A 13990-nucleotide genomic window follows, 5' to 3' on the forward strand; every position below is an offset into this window, starting at 1 on the left:
CAACTGGCGGAAAGACCCGTAACGCTTAGGGTAGCCTGGCAATAACCTTAATCTCGAACTTAAATCCATAAAGCCACGTCACGCCGATCCCGGTCAGCGTAGGGTAAGGCGCTTCTCCCCAATATTCTGGCAGGATACTCCAGATAGCGTCGAGATTTGACTCAGGATCGACGACAAAGAGGGTAACGTCAACCACGTCCCTAAACGTGCAGCCCGCCGCTGCGAGCACAGCATTAAGATTTTTGAACGCCAGCCTGACCTGTGCTTCCAGATCGTGCTCAGGCGAACCATCCTCGTGGCTACCCACCTGCCCCGAAACAAACAAGAAACCATTGGATTTGATGGCCGGTGAATAACGATTGCGCTCATAGAGCGCCTGCCGACCGAGGGGAAAAACGGCTACGCGTGCTGTCATGTTTGTACCTTTATGCTGGGGCGAATTCAGCCCGGTTAATGTAAAGGCACTGTACAACGGCAAGATCGGGCGGATAAACAAGCGACTTTGTCCCTCATTGTTTGTAATATCCAAACAATCGATTAAATACAGGATAAGAAATGGATCGTTTCGATGCGATGCGCGCCTTTGCTCGGGTGGTGGAGGCAGGGAGCTTCACGAAGGCTGCCCAAACGCTTCATATGAGCAAAACCACGGTGACGCAACTTATTCAGCAACTGGAAGCGCGACTGCGCGTCAAATTGCTCCATCGCACCACCCGCAAGCTTGGGGTGACTCCCGATGGCGCGGTCTACTACGAGCGCGTCATCCGCCTGCTGGCGGACATGGAGGATGCTGAAAACAGCCTGTCCAGTGCGGCGATGACGCCCAGGGGACGGCTACGGGTGGATGTGCCCAGTCCGCTAGCCCGCCTCATCCTGGTGCCGGCGCTACCGGCTTTCCACGCCCGCTACCCTGATATCCAGTTCGACATGGGCGTGAGCGACCGGAAGGTAGATCTGATCGGCGACAACGTGGATTGCGTCCTGCGCGGTGGCGAAATCACCGACCAGTCCCTAATCGCACGCCATGTCGGCGATTTGCCAATCGGCGTCTACGTCGCCCCCCGTTATGTGGAACGCCTTGGCGCTCCCGCACACCCGCGAGAGCTGCAAAATACTGACCATTGCATAGTGGGATTCTTGTCCTCACGCACCAGTAAGATTGATCCTTTGGTACTGCGCAGTGAGAATGAACGTATTGAAATCACGGGCAACTACGTCCTTGCCGTGGATGATGGCAATGCTTACCTCGAAGCTGGGTTAGCTGGCTTAGGCGTGATTGCGCTGCCCAACTATATGGCGGCAGCGCATCAGGCCGGTGGCGCTTTGATTCCATTATTTACACAATGGCGGATTAGCCCAATGCCTCTGTACCTGGCGTTTCCACCGAACCGCCATGTCAACGCCAAGCTGCGCGTTTTTATTGACTGGATCGTTGAAGTGATGCAGCAGCATGTCCCGATTGCCAACAATAAATAACGACATCCCAGCCCCCTGATTCGCTTATCAACGACGATGGGGGTCAGTAGTAGTGACTGTGGTCAGGCGTGTTTTGACAATAGGGATTCTGCAGCACTCATCAGTATTATATTCTGGATATTGGCTATCATAACGGGGACATTCGCTTTCATGGACAATGGCAGCCAAAAAAAAGATCCTCAGTAACAATATTAAGTCCATAGATATATTTGCAGACTTTATCATCTCCGCCTGAGCCTCTCCTGGCGCCCTCATTAACACGCCATCACCGCCACTGTTGATAAGTTAAGGATCGGTTTCCCGATCCTTATCCCCAACAACGTTGAATGCATCGACAGCACAAGAGTCTTCTTTCAATAGCCGTTAATCAGACTAAACGACCCGCTACAAACTCCCCTGCGCCGCTGTGGCGCTGATATTCACCGGCATGCCGGAGCGGCGCTGCAGGGTTTGCTCGGCCTGCGAAGGACTCACTCCCGGCCCCTGAGTAAATTCGCGCAGCGCCGAGGTCATCGGCAAGGGGACTTTTCTGTCGGATTCAAACTCCGCCCGGTTGCGCGACAGCGGCTCGTGCACCTCCAGCCAGTGGCTGCCATCCGGTTCCACGGTGTACTTCACCGGCTGATCGATCAGCTGGACGCGCGTCCCCACCGGTACATTATCAAACAGGAATCTAATGTCGTCATTGCGCAGGCGGATGCATCCCTGGCTGACGCGCAGCCCGATGCCAAAGTTGGCATTGGTGCCGTGGATGGCGTACAGCCTGCCGATATAGATCGCATACAGCCCCATCGGATTATCGGGGCCGGGCGGCACCATCGCCGGCAGGGTTTTGCCCTCTTTCGCATATTCACGGCGGGTATTGGCGGTCGGTACCCAGGTGGGCCCTTCCTGCTTGCGCTCTACCGCCGTCACCCAGTTACGCGGCGTTTCGCGTCCCGCCTGGCCAATGCCGATTGGCAGGACTTCCACGCTATTGCCCAGCGGCGGGTAATAATAGAGGCGCATCTCGGCGACGTTGATAACGATCCCCTCACGCACGGTGTCAGGCAAGATCAGCTGCTGCGGAATAGTCAGCGTCGAACCGGAGTGCGGCAAATAAACATCGACGCCGGGGTTCGCCTCCAGCATATTGCTCAACCCCTGGCCGTACTGGGCGGCAAAGCTTTCCAGTGGTTGAGTGTTGTTCTCCGGCACGGCAATGGTAAAAGCGCTGCCCACTAGACGGCTCCCCTCCGGCGGCAGCGGATAGCTGACGGCCAGCGCGCTGTGGCTGGCGAACAGCATCAGCGCCGAACAGAGTAATGTCACACGCCGCATCGTCATTTTCCCTTCCTCAGTCGCGACTCTCGTGTGTGAATTATAGCGGCATTTCCTCTCCCCGATCCGCTGGCCAGCATTTCCTTAAATCTGATAGTCGATAGCGGCCTCTTCCGGCTCCATCGCCTGGCGCTTGATCTCATCCAGCGACAGTCCGGCATTGCACAATTCGATAAAGCGCCAGACGTAATTACGCTGCAGCTGACCCCGCTTCAGTCCCAGCCATACGGTATTGGCATCAAACAGATGGCGGGTATCGAGCCGCGTAAAGGTGTCCGCTTCCCGGGCATCCCCGGACTGCTCGGCAACCAGCCCGACGCCCAGCCCCAGCTCGACGTAGGTCTTGATCACATCGGAATCCTGGGCGCTCAGCACAATATCCGGCATCAGCCCTTTGCGGTTGAAGGCCTCATCGATCCGCGAACGGCCGGTGATCCCCTGGCGATAGGTGATTAACGGCCAGCGGGCAATCGCCTCCAGCGTCAGAGGAGACACCTGGGTCAGGGGATGGTCTTTGGGTACCAGCAGGCTGTGATGCCAGCGGAACCAGGGGAAAGCCGCCAGCGTCGGGTCGTTGCTCAGACGCTCGCTGGCGATGCCGATATCCGCCCCGCCGTTATGCAGCAGCGCTTCGATTTCCTGCGGGGTGCCCTGCACCAGCTCGACGCGAACGTCGGAGAACAGCTCGCGGAAAGCTTTAATCACCGGGGGCAGGCTGTAGCGCGCCTGGGTATGGGTGGTGGCGATGGTTAAGACGCCGGAGGCATCGTTAGTGAAGAGATCCGCCAGCCGCCGGACGTTGCTGGCTTCATTGAGGATCCGCTCAGCAATGGATAACAGCGCTTTACCCGGCTCAGTCATGCCTAACAGGCGTTTGCCGCGACGGATAAAGATCTCAATCCCCAGCTCCTCTTCCAGTTCCCGGATATGGCGGCTGACGCCTGACTGCGAGGTATAGAGCATATTCGCGACTTCCGTCAGGTTGTAATCCTGACGGGCCGCCTCACGGATAATTTTCAGTTGCTGGAAGTTCACCCTTTCCTCCGGGCCAATGGACTTAACGTATCTGCTATTGTTAAAGTCTGTTGTCCCGGGTAACAAATAATAAAAACCAGCAACTTATTCCTTAAGAGAATATAGCCTAACTAACCAGCTGCAGTTCGCGGTTCTCCAGCGACGGACGGCTCACCAGAGACAGCAGGATCTCCTTCACCGCCTGCGCCTGCGGCGACAAACCGCCGCGCGCCGACATGTTCAGCGACAGCGACAGGCTCATTGACGGCGTGCTAATCCGCGCCATCCAGCCGTTCGCCGCGCCGCACAGGGAGCGGGCAGCGGATTCCGGCAGGACCGTCGCCCCCATGCCGCTGGCGATGGCCGCGGTCAGGGTGGTAATGGATTCGATCTCGCCGATAATTTTCGCCGACAGACGACGCAGGGTGAACGCCTCAGTGACCCGCGCCCGTACCGCGCTGTAATCCCGCGGCAGGAACAGGTTCATCTCCGCCACCGCCGTGAGGTCCACGCTCTGCCCCGGGCAGTCGCGGGTGCCGACCAGGTAGAGGTCTTCTTTCAGCAGCGGCTGGCTGACGATGCCGGCCACCGGCGAACGCTCATACAGCACTGCCATATCCAGCTGGCCCGCCAGCAGCTTGTCATTCAGCGCAGTGCCGCTGCTTTCCTGCAGATAGACCATCACCTCGGGCAGCTCATTACGCACCGTCTGCAGCAACGGCATGGTAATGGCGGAGGCCGCTGTGCCCGGCGCCAGGCCGATCGAGACCTGGCCACGCAGCGTCTGGCCGACGTTATTGACCGCCAGCTGCGCCTGCTCACACTGGCGCAGGATGGTCCGCGCATGGGTATAAAGGATTTTACCGGCTTCCGTTGGCGTGACCCCTCGCTTGGTGCGTATCAGCAGCTGCTGGTCCATTTCACCTTCCAGGGTCGCGACCTGCTGGCTGAGGGCCGGTTGGGCGATGTGCAAGACTTCAGCGGCCTGGGTCAGACTGCCGATATCGACGATTTTCACAAAATATTTCAGTCGTCTTAAGTTCATTTTGCCTCCTGTAAGGAACGCCAGCGTCAACGCTGGAAGTATGATGAAACTGGTTTTGCAATTTGCTTGCCAGCTTTTCATTTCCGCTGCCGTTGCCCGCCACAGGCGGTGTTATAAGGGATAGTGATAGCAATCCGGTTTTTATTTGCCCGGTAAGCAGATTGTGGTATGCCCCATTAGGGGTACATTCGCACTACAACGGTGCAATCTGTTGAAAAAAACAGCGCATGGGCGGGGGTTGCTGAAATTGTCAGCAGTCGAACGCAATTCTTTGAATCAGGCTTTGACAAGGCCGGGTGGCATCGTTAATATGCGCCCCGTTCACACGATTCCTCTGTAGTTCAGTCGGTAGAACGGCGGACTGTTAATCCGTATGTCACTGGTTCGAGTCCAGTCAGAGGAGCCAAATTTAAAAAGCCTGCTTTCGAGCAGGCTTTTTGCTTTTCCGCGCCAGCTGCGCTGCCGGAAGGCGAAGGATCCCCCCTCCGGCGATGGCGCCCCTAGCGCAAGCTCTCTTCCTTCAGGTCTATCTCTCGCAGCACCTCATAAAAGGTGATATCGCTAATGTTGTGGGCGCGACGCAGCCGGAACAGCTCCTGACGCTGGGCGATAATGACCTCTCTTTGCATATATTTCTCCAGCCTGGCGCGCTTAGCCAGCTCCAGCCCGACGTCCTGCCCTTCGTCATTGTCGTTATAGTGCAGTCGTCGCTGGTAGGTTTCCAGCAGCATATTGCCGGCATCAGCCCTCAGGGCCTGCTCAGTCGGATCCTCCACCGGCTCGTCGAGTAGCGCATTCAGCCGGTTGATAGCCACTTCGGTCATGACGGCGCCAATATCGTCTTTGCCGGTATCATGGGGTAAATCATCGGCAAGATAGCGGGTCATGAACGGCAGGCCGATAGCCGCCACCACCAGCGACATCAGGATCACCGCCATTGAGAGAAAGATCAGCAGTTCGCGGCCCGGGAATGGTGAACCATCCGCCAGCACCGCCGGCAGCGTCAGAATACCGGCGAGCGTCACGGAGCCTTTGACCCCCGCCAGCGCCATGACGGCGAGGATGCTGAATCGCGGACGGACGGTGATGGCTTTGCCCCGGCGTTTGCGGCGAAAAATGGTCAGCGTCATCGACAGCCATACCCAGGCGAAACGCATCAGACCGAGCGCGAGGGTGATGGCCACGGCGTACAGCAGCAGATACCAGGGCGAAGGGACGCCGGCCTGGCTGGCTACCGCCGGCAACGTCCTGAGCATGCGGGGCAACTGTTCGCCCAGCATCAGGAAGATCATCCCGTTGAGGGTAGTCTGCAGCATGGACCACACCGCGCTGCTTTTCATGCGCGTCGCGGGTAGCCGGGGCCCCGACAGCTGTTCATAGTGCATCGCAATGCCGGCGGCGACGGCGGCAAGAATGCCTGAGACATGGAACGCCTCGGCCAGCAGGTAGGCGGCGAAGGGGATAAGCAGGCTGATCAGGATCTGGATGGCCGGCTCCTCGCGGGTGCGCCGTACCAGAAAGTTATTACATTTGCCTGTGACCCACACCACCACGAGCCCACTGAGGATGCCCCCGAACGCCATCAGGAAAAACTTCATCACCGCCTCTCCCGGGGAGAAGCTGCCGGTCAGCACCGCGGCGATGGCGAAATTAAAAGCGACGAGGCCCGAAGCATCGTTTAACAGCGATTCCCCTTCGAGGATATGCGCCATCCGGGAAGGCAGCGGCGAGCTGGCGGTCATTGCCGATACCGCCACCGGATCGGTGGGTGACAGAATCGCCGCCAGGGCAAACCCCGCCGCCACGGTGATCGCCGGAATAAGCCAGTGAATAAACAGGCCAATGCCGAGGATAGTGACCATCACCAGGCCTATCGCCAGCGATAGAATCGGCTTCATATCGCGGAAAAACGCGTCTTTCGGGATCCGCCAGCCATCGAGGAAAAGCAGCGGCGGGATAAACAACAGCAAAAAGATGTGCGGATCGAAATCGACCTGAAAACCACCGGCGGCCAGCGCGGCGCCCGCGGCGATCTGGATCAGCGGCAGCGGCACTTTAACGGGCAGAAGATGGGAAATGAACACCGTCACCACGATGGCCATCATAAAGACCAGCACAATTGCGATTAGCGACATTCATCCCCTCCTTTGACGGCAATATTCATTCTGTACATCAGGCTGTTATTCCTTTTTCGCAAGTGTGGTTTCGGCGGCGGGTTATTTATCCAGACGCCGATAATAAAGGACAGGCTTTCCTGTCTTGCGGGGTTATTATTTAAACTGAGGTGGCAACCGGCGCCCCTTCAGGGGGGACAATGTGTTTTATCATGCCGGAGTTGTCAATCCGCCAGAGTCTGCAAATCATCGCCAGCCCGGCAATATAATCGCTACCATTCATCCTTATCATTCCGTGGCGGCCAGAGAGATATATGGTCAGCGGAATAGTCTCAGCGGATTGATATTCTCTGCAGCAGCCGCGCGGAGAACCACGCATTAATAATTAATGATAATCCGCGTCGCCTTCATAAGCCGACTGCCTCGAAATCCCGCCCTTCTCTGCCATACATAGCTTGCCCCCCACCGGGATTGAGGGTACCCTGACAAACAATTAAACCATACGGTCTAAATGATGAATCCCGCTACCTCCGCCAACCAGAAGCCCCGCCGCGGCCGACCGCCCAAGGCCGATCGCCAGTTTGTCGACACGCGACAGGCGCTGATTCGCTCGGGCCTGGAGGTGCTGACCGAAACGGGCTATCTCGCGGCGGGTATTGATGCGGTGATCAAGAACATCGCCGTGCCGAAGGGGTCGTTTTACCACTGTTTCAAAAGCAAGGAGGCCTTTGGCCTCGCCGTGCTTGCCGCCTATGGCGACTACTTTGCGCATAAATTAGATAAATTCCTGCTGGACGACGCCGTGCCGCCGCTGGAACGGATGGCGGCCTTCGTGCGTGATGCCGGTCAGGGAATGGAGAAATACCAGTTTCGTCGCGGCTGCCTGGTAGGCAACCTGCTACAGGAAGCTCCCCTGTTGCCCGAGGCATTTCCCCAGCGGTTGCAGACCATCCTGGCGGCATGGGAGGCGCGCGTGGCCCGCTGCCTGCACGAGGCGCGGGCTGCCGGGACGATCGCCAGCGACACCTCGCCAGAGGCGCTGGCCCAGGTGTTCTGGATCGGCTGGGAAGGCGCGGTGATGCGCGCCAGGCTGGTCCAGTCCGCCGCTCCCCTTAACCAGTACTGGGATTTCTTTGCGCACACTATGATGACAATAACACCTGCACAGGACGGCGATAGCGCCGATAACTCCCTTCAGACGAGGAATACTCAGTCATGAAAGCATTAGTTCTGGACCAGATTGACAACCGCACCGTGGCCGACGTCAAAGCGATTGACCTGCCCGCCCTTACCGAAGGCGACGTGCGGGTCGCCATCGACTGGTCGAGTCTCAACTATAAAGATGCCCTGGCGATCACCGGCAAAGGCAAAATCATCCGCCAGTTCCCGATGGTGCCGGGGATTGATTTTGCCGGCCGGGTAAGTGAAAGCCGCGACCCGCGCTTTGTTCCCGGCCAGGACGTGATCCTCACTGGCTGGGGCGTGGGCGAAAACCACTGGGGCGGTCTGGCCACCGAGGCCTGTGTCAAAGGCGACTGGCTGGTTGCCCTGCCGGAGACGCTCAGCGCGCGCCAGGCGATGATCATCGGCACCGCCGGCTTCACCGCGATGCTGTGCGTCGATGCCCTCGTCAGCGCGGGCATCACCCCGGAAAGCGGTGATATCCTGGTCACCGGCGCCAGCGGCGGGGTCGGCAGCACCGCGGTGGTACTGCTGAAAGCGCTCGGCTACCGGGTGACGGCCGTATCGGGCCGCGAGTCGACGCACGACTACCTTCGCCAGCTCGGGGCCGACGCCATCCTGCCGCGCAGCGACTTTGCAGAGACCCGCCCGCTGGAGAAACAGCTGTGGGCGGGCGCGGTGGATACCGTTGGCGGCACGATGCTGGCCAAAGTGCTGGCGCAAACGCACTATCGCGGCTGCGTCGCCGCCTGCGGTCTGGCCGGGGGCTTCGATCTGCCAACCACCGTGATGCCGTTTATTCTGCGCAATGTGCGTCTGCAGGGGGTGGATTCGGTGATGGTGCCCACCGCAGAACGCGACGCGGTGTGGCAGCGTCTGGCCCAGCTGCTGCCGGAAAGCTACTACCAACAGGCAGCCACCGAAATCACGCTGGAGCAGGCGCCAGCGTATGCCGCAGATTTCCTCAGCAACAATATTCATGGCCGCACGCTGGTCAACATCGGCCAGTAATCCTCTCCTCCCGGCGCCCCACGGCGCCGGTCCCCGGGGCGATCCTGACATATCATTTCCTTCCCCACGGGATTATGATGACGCGAACGAATGGCTTTGCGAGTGGTAAAGAACGTAAATGGATGTCATAAGCATCATTATGGCGGCGGGCAAATCGTCCGTTGACGTCGCGCTGTATACGCTGTTGCCGATCATGGTGATCATGCTGATTATCATGAAATATCTGGAGGTCCGCGGCATCCTCGATGTGATTGTGCGCTGGGTTGCGCCATTGCTGAAGCCCTTCGGCTTAACCGGGATGAGCGCCTTCGCCCTGATCCAGATTAACTTTGTCAGCTTCGCCGCCCCGCTGGCCACGCTGTCGATTATGGACAAACGCGGTGTTTCTGACCGGCAAATGGCCGCCACCCTGGCCATGGTCTTCGCCATGGGGCAAGGCAATGTCTTTTATCCCCTCACCCCTTTCGGCCTGCACTGGCTGGCCTCGATCGTTATCTCCGTGGTCGGCGGCCTGTGCGCGGCGGCGGTCGCCTGGCACGTCACCGGACGGCGCTTATCGGTCGCCGAGAACCCTCGCGCGGAAGCGCTGCCCAACGCCGAGCAGAACAGTCAGGGCATTCTGGCGGTGATCAACAGCGCCGGCTCCGACGCCATCCGCCTGGCGCTCGGCGCGGTGCCGATGCTGATCCTGTCGTTAACCATCGTCGGACTGCTGCAGGGCGCTGGCGTCATCGACCTGCTGCAGCAGCTGCTGAAACCGGTGCTCGGCTGGCTGCATATTCCGCAGAACTTTGTGCTGCCGGCGCTGGTGAAGTGCGTCGCCGGGGGTACTGCTTATTTTGGCGTCATTTCCGAGCTGATCCAGCAGGGCAAAGTCACCGTCAGCCAGGTCAACGCCTCGGCAGGCCTGCTGATCCAAACCTTCGATCTGCCCGGAATCGGTATTTTCCTCGGCATCAGCTCACGGTTTGTCCGCCTGTTTCGCTTCGTGGCTCCCGCGGCGATCGTCGGCATTCTGCTGCGCACCGTCCTGCACCTGATCCTCTTTTAACGCCTCCGCGCTGGCCTGCGCCTTCAGGCAGGCCACCACTGCCGCCTGCTCGCCGCAGGCGATATGCTCATCGACGCGCGCCAGCATCCACGGAAAGAAAGGATTGGAGGTGACGCGCATTAACGTCTCCAGCCCCACGCTCAGCGTCCCGGTCTCTCCGCGCAGTGAAATGGTGCCCAGGCTAATGCCGTAGCGGTTCTTCTCGTCCGGCTCGCGACCATACAGCGAGTCGCTCAGGGGAAACGGCACTGCCACATGCGACAGGGAGTACATATCCGCCGGCCAGGCAAGGTGTAAGGGATAACGATGCTCTTCGCGTTCCTGCGCCAGCGTGGTACGGGCGATGGTCTGCAGCGTGTGCGCCGTCGCGTTGGTCACCACCGTCGTGGTATAGGCCCGCGGCGCCGGCGGCAACAGCGTATTCACCGCCGCATAGAGCGCGGGACGGAACAGGACCCGGAGATCCGCCGCCTGATTTATGTCGAACACCACCAGCTCGCTGCCGTTGTCCGGCAGGTAGCGATACAGGGACTCTACCACCGCCCGGGTGCTGACGGTGGAATCCATTACCGACTGAAAGGTGAGGACCGGCGGCAGCGCTTTCAGCGCCCCCTGACGGGACGCGCGAATGATCTGCTGCTGCAGCGCCTGGCTCAACAGCCAGGACTGTCTCGCCGCTTTTACCGGAAACGAGTTGTACTTGAACGGATTAAACTCAGGCGCCACGTTCAGCCAGGCCGCGCGGGCAAACGCCGGGAAGATGGACGGCAGCCCGGCGAGACCGGCAAAACGGGCAAACGCCGTCACGCCGATCATCGGCGACAGCAGGATAATCTGCTGCGGCTGGCGCAAGTGGCTGTCCTCCAGGCTATCGAGGGCATACTTCAGCGCCAGCGCGCCGCCGTTAGAGTAGCCGACCAGATGCAGCGGCACGTCCGCCCCGGCCAGGCGCGTCGCTTCCCGCACCGCCAGACGCGTTGCCGCCAGCCAGGTCTCCCAGTCAACGGCGGTTAACGCCCCCGGCGCGGTGCCGTGGCCCGGCAAACGCGGCGCCACCGCCACATAGCCCCGCTGCCGCCAGAGTTGCGCCAGATAGCGCACGCTGTAGGGCGAATCGGTCAGGCCATGGAGCAGCACCACGCTGCCGCGCGGCTTGCCCTGCGGCAACAGTATAAAAGAACGGTTCCAGTCCTGCGTAAACTGTCCCGGCCAGACGCGGCTGTGGCGATAAAAACGGTTGACGGGGGTTTTATCTTCCTCCGGTAAAGCATCCGTCACCTCGCGCTGGAGATCGGCGAAAATGGTCTTCTCCCGCGCCAGATATTGGGCAAAGGTCGCCTGGTCGATCTCTTTGGCCGCCATCTCATTGCCGCGCCAGGTATGCCAGCGATGCAGCGCCGGGCCGCGCTGCGACTCATAGATCCGTCCGGCGAGAAACACCACCAGCAGCGCCAGCACCGCAATGCTCCCTTTTTTCAGCAGTGAGCCGATAACGGCGCCCGACGTTCGCCAGTGTCGTAATAGATGCTTCATAACGCTCTCTCTGATATTTATCGCGTAGCCGAACGCGTTCTGCCCTATTCCTGACAGGCGCTTCTCACGGTCTGCTTTTCAGCATAGACATCGCTTCCGGCAAATTAAACCCGGCAGATCATTCCCTGCTGGCGAAAAAAAACCTACCGCTGAGATCAACGTTTGGTCGCCTGTTATTAAACACTGCATAAACCAGCGGGATAATCTTATTGTCAGATTTTTAAGAAACATGAATTATCGGCGGATGTGTCACCAGGAGAGGAAAAAAACAGATGGAGTGGTGGGTAAAAAAAGTCCAGGATAATTCTCCGTCCAGCCCCTGCCGCGTCGTGCTCCAGAGCGGCGCACTGGAGATGATCGCTGAGATTGAAGCCAGTCGCCTCCGCCTGCGGGAAGGGGATAAACTCACACCGCTGGCCGATGCGCGCTATTGTCTGAATAATAATCCGGCGCAGACATTGAAGATCCGCAACGCCAGCCATTATAGCAGCGCGCTCTGGGCAAACGCCGGCAAATAAATCGAGTCCGGCCCCTGTGCCGGTATTGAGCTGAGTATCTTCGCAACTGACAGACAATTTCCCCTTCGCCCTTTTCCCGCTGTGACATACTATCGGGAATGTCAGCAGACCTGAAACAAGGAGCGAATCATGAATAACAAGGCCGCCAGTCTGACCCCGGAACAAGCGCTTGCCGAGCTGGAAGCGCGTTATGAAGCCTCGGTCACGGCGTTGCGCAAAGCCATCGGCGACTATATTGACCATCATACGCTCCCTGATACCGAAGCCCGCGCGGAAGGCCTTTTTGTCTATCCGCAGCTGTCGGTCTCCTGGGACGGCGCCGATCATAAAGCCCTTAAAACGCGCGCCTGGGGACGTTTCACCCATGCCGGGTGCTATACCACTACCATCACCAACCCGAAACTGTTCCGCCACTATTTGCTCGAACAGCTGACCCTGCTGTATCATGACTATGGCGCCCATATTAGCGTCGAGCTGTCGCAGCATGAAATCCCCTACCCTTACGTGATAGACGGTTCCACCCTGACCCTTGACCGTTCGATGAGCGCCGGTCTGACGCGCTATTTCCCCACCACCGAGCTGTCGCAGATTGGCGATGAGACCGCGGACGGCCTGTTCCATCCTACCGAGTTCTATCCGCTGTCGCACTTTGACGCCCGCCGCGTCGATTTTTCGCTGGCGCGTCTGCGGCACTATACCGGCACCCCGGCGGAACACTTCCAGCCCTATGTGCTGTTCACCAACTATACCCGCTACGTGGATGAGTTTGTCAGCTGGGGCTGCAGCCAGATCCTCGATCCTGACAGCCCCTATATCGCCCTCTCCTGCGCCGGCGGGATCTGGATCACCGCCGAAACCGAAGCGCCGGAGCAGGCCATTTCCGATCTGGCGTGGAAGAAGCACCAGATGCCAGCCTGGCATCTGATCACCCACGATGGCAAAGGGATCACCCTGATTAACATTGGCGTCGGCCCGGCCAACGCCAAAACCATCTGCGACCACCTGGCGGTGCTGCGCCCGGATGTCTGGCTGATGATCGGCCACTGCGGCGGCCTGCGTGAAAGCCAGGCCATCGGCGACTATGTGCTGGCCCACGCCTATCTGCGCGACGACCATGTACTGGATGCGGTGCTACCGCCGGATATTCCCATCCCCAGCATTGCCGAAGTGCAGCGCGCCCTGTACGACGCCACCAAGCAGGTGAGCGGGATGCCGGGCGAGGAAGTGAAGCAGCGGCTGCGTACCGGGACGGTGGTCACCACCGACGACCGTAACTGGGAGCTGCGCTATTCCGCTTCCGCGCTGCGCTTTAATCTCAGCCGCGCGGTGGCTATCGATATGGAGAGCGCGACCATCGCCGCCCAGGGCTATCGCTTCCGCGTCCCCTACGGCACGCTGCTCTGCGTCTCGGACAAGCCGCTGCACGGTGAGATCAAGCTCCCCGGTCAGGCCAACCGCTTTTATGAGGGGGCCATCTCTGAGCATCTGCAGATCGGCATTCGGGCCATCGACCTGCTGCGCGCCGAGGGGGATCACATGCACTCGCGTAAGCTACGCACCTTCAACGAACCGCCGTTCCGCTAACCGGCAACGGGGAAAGAGAGAGGAAAACGCTGGCGTTACCCGCAGGGGAGCGTCAGTGGCCGGGTGAGCGACACAAACGTCCCGGCGGTGGCTGCGGATGTTGAGTCCGCAAGGAAACGGACAGACAGAAAAGCAAAAAGCC

At 59.4% G+C, this 13990-nt stretch carries 11 protein-coding genes, 1 tRNA gene and 1 pseudogene; 7 read left to right on the forward strand and 6 right to left on the reverse strand.

What is annotated here, in order from left to right; all coding sequences use genetic code 11:
* Positions 1-25: 25 nt before the first annotated feature.
* On the reverse strand, positions 26-415 hold the full coding sequence (locus tag ACOI7Z_RS08830) for a RidA family protein (protein WP_065881041.1): 390 nt from the start codon (positions 413-415) through the stop codon (positions 26-28).
* A 140-nt stretch (positions 416-555) separates the two neighbouring features.
* Between ACOI7Z_RS08830 and ACOI7Z_RS08835 the strand changes: the two genes are divergently transcribed.
* Positions 556-1476 carry a LysR family transcriptional regulator gene (locus tag ACOI7Z_RS08835; RefSeq protein ID WP_087848908.1) on the forward strand — a complete coding sequence of 307 codons (921 nt, stop codon included), beginning with the start codon at positions 556-558 and terminating at the stop codon, positions 1474-1476.
* 384 nt (positions 1477-1860) lie between these two features.
* Here ACOI7Z_RS08835 and ldtA read toward each other — a convergent pair whose 3' ends face one another.
* From ldtA to nac, 3 genes are all read right to left on the reverse strand, one after another.
* Complete coding sequence (gene ldtA, locus ACOI7Z_RS08840; RefSeq protein WP_087848909.1) at positions 1861-2802, reverse strand: L,D-transpeptidase; 942 nt, start codon at positions 2800-2802, stop codon at positions 1861-1863.
* A 78-nt stretch (positions 2803-2880) separates the two neighbouring features.
* The gene (cbl, locus tag ACOI7Z_RS08845; RefSeq protein WP_004180456.1) at positions 2881-3831 is read right to left on the reverse strand and encodes an HTH-type transcriptional regulator Cbl; all 951 of its coding nucleotides are present in this window, start codon (positions 3829-3831) and stop codon (positions 2881-2883) included.
* Positions 3832-3937: 106 nt separating this feature from the next.
* Entirely contained in the window at positions 3938-4855 is a 918-nt protein-coding gene (gene nac, locus ACOI7Z_RS08850; RefSeq protein ID WP_004203498.1) for a nitrogen assimilation transcriptional regulator NAC, read from the reverse strand.
* Between the two features lie 330 nt (positions 4856-5185).
* On the opposite strand from nac, the gene ACOI7Z_RS08855 reads away from it, so the two are divergent.
* Positions 5186-5261, forward strand: a tRNA-Asn gene (locus tag ACOI7Z_RS08855).
* A 94-nt stretch (positions 5262-5355) separates the two neighbouring features.
* On the opposite strand, the gene ACOI7Z_RS08860 is transcribed toward ACOI7Z_RS08855, so the two are convergent.
* Positions 5356-6990, reverse strand: coding sequence for a Na+/H+ antiporter (locus ACOI7Z_RS08860; protein ID WP_023290300.1), 1635 nt, complete (start codon positions 6988-6990; stop codon positions 5356-5358).
* 493 nt (positions 6991-7483) lie between these two features.
* On the opposite strand from ACOI7Z_RS08860, the pseudogene ACOI7Z_RS08865 reads away from it, so the two are divergent.
* From ACOI7Z_RS08865 to ACOI7Z_RS08875, 3 genes and pseudogenes are all read left to right on the forward strand, one after another.
* Positions 7484-8309, forward strand: a pseudogene (locus ACOI7Z_RS08865) (TetR/AcrR family transcriptional regulator).
* Complete coding sequence (locus ACOI7Z_RS08870; protein ID WP_240513439.1) at positions 8248-9162, forward strand: MDR family oxidoreductase; 915 nt, start codon at positions 8248-8250, stop codon at positions 9160-9162. Before ACOI7Z_RS08865 ends, ACOI7Z_RS08870 begins: the two are co-directional and overlap by 62 nt.
* Positions 9163-9280: 118 nt before the next feature.
* Positions 9281-10213, forward strand: coding sequence for a nucleoside recognition domain-containing protein (locus ACOI7Z_RS08875; protein ID WP_048336040.1), 933 nt, complete (start codon positions 9281-9283; stop codon positions 10211-10213).
* Here ACOI7Z_RS08875 and ACOI7Z_RS08880 read toward each other — a convergent pair.
* Entirely contained in the window at positions 10124-11746 is a 1623-nt protein-coding gene (locus tag ACOI7Z_RS08880; protein ID WP_060590218.1) for an alpha/beta hydrolase, read from the reverse strand. The genes ACOI7Z_RS08875 and ACOI7Z_RS08880 overlap by 90 nt on opposite strands.
* A 272-nt stretch (positions 11747-12018) precedes the next feature.
* On the opposite strand from ACOI7Z_RS08880, the gene pmrD reads away from it, so the two are divergent.
* A complete protein-coding gene (gene pmrD, locus ACOI7Z_RS08885) occupies positions 12019-12264 on the forward strand; it encodes a signal transduction protein PmrD (protein WP_087848911.1) in 246 nt (81 codons plus the stop codon).
* 129 nt (positions 12265-12393) lie between these two features.
* On the forward strand, positions 12394-13848 hold the full coding sequence (locus ACOI7Z_RS08890) for an AMP nucleosidase (protein WP_087848912.1): 1455 nt from the start codon (positions 12394-12396) through the stop codon (positions 13846-13848).
* Positions 13849-13990: the final 142 nt, after the last annotated feature.

It is taken from the genome of Klebsiella sp. C283 (assembly GCF_048822555.1).
Taxonomy (GTDB): Bacteria; Pseudomonadota; Gammaproteobacteria; order Enterobacterales; family Enterobacteriaceae; genus Klebsiella; species Klebsiella quasipneumoniae.

What these genes read in the sequence shown, in the direction of transcription:
- ACOI7Z_RS08830 (WP_065881041.1), bottom strand. Translation starts at nt 415, where the DNA reads ATGACAGCACGCGTAGCCGTTTTTCCCCTCGGTCGGCAGGCGCTCTAT.
- ACOI7Z_RS08835 (WP_087848908.1), top strand. Translation starts at nt 556, where the DNA reads ATGGATCGTTTCGATGCGATGCGCGCCTTTGCTCGGGTGGTGGAGGCA.
- ldtA (WP_087848909.1), bottom strand. Translation starts at nt 2,802, where the DNA reads ATGACGATGCGGCGTGTGACATTACTCTGTTCGGCGCTGATGCTGTTC.
- nac (WP_004203498.1), bottom strand. Translation starts at nt 4,855, where the DNA reads ATGAACTTAAGACGACTGAAATATTTTGTGAAAATCGTCGATATCGGC.
- ACOI7Z_RS08860 (WP_023290300.1), bottom strand. Translation starts at nt 6,990, where the DNA reads ATGTCGCTAATCGCAATTGTGCTGGTCTTTATGATGGCCATCGTGGTG.
- ACOI7Z_RS08875 (WP_048336040.1), top strand. Translation starts at nt 9,281, where the DNA reads ATGGATGTCATAAGCATCATTATGGCGGCGGGCAAATCGTCCGTTGAC.
- ACOI7Z_RS08880 (WP_060590218.1), bottom strand. Translation starts at nt 11,746, where the DNA reads ATGAAGCATCTATTACGACACTGGCGAACGTCGGGCGCCGTTATCGGC.
- pmrD (WP_087848911.1), top strand. Translation starts at nt 12,019, where the DNA reads ATGGAGTGGTGGGTAAAAAAAGTCCAGGATAATTCTCCGTCCAGCCCC.
- ACOI7Z_RS08890 (WP_087848912.1), top strand. Translation starts at nt 12,394, where the DNA reads ATGAATAACAAGGCCGCCAGTCTGACCCCGGAACAAGCGCTTGCCGAG.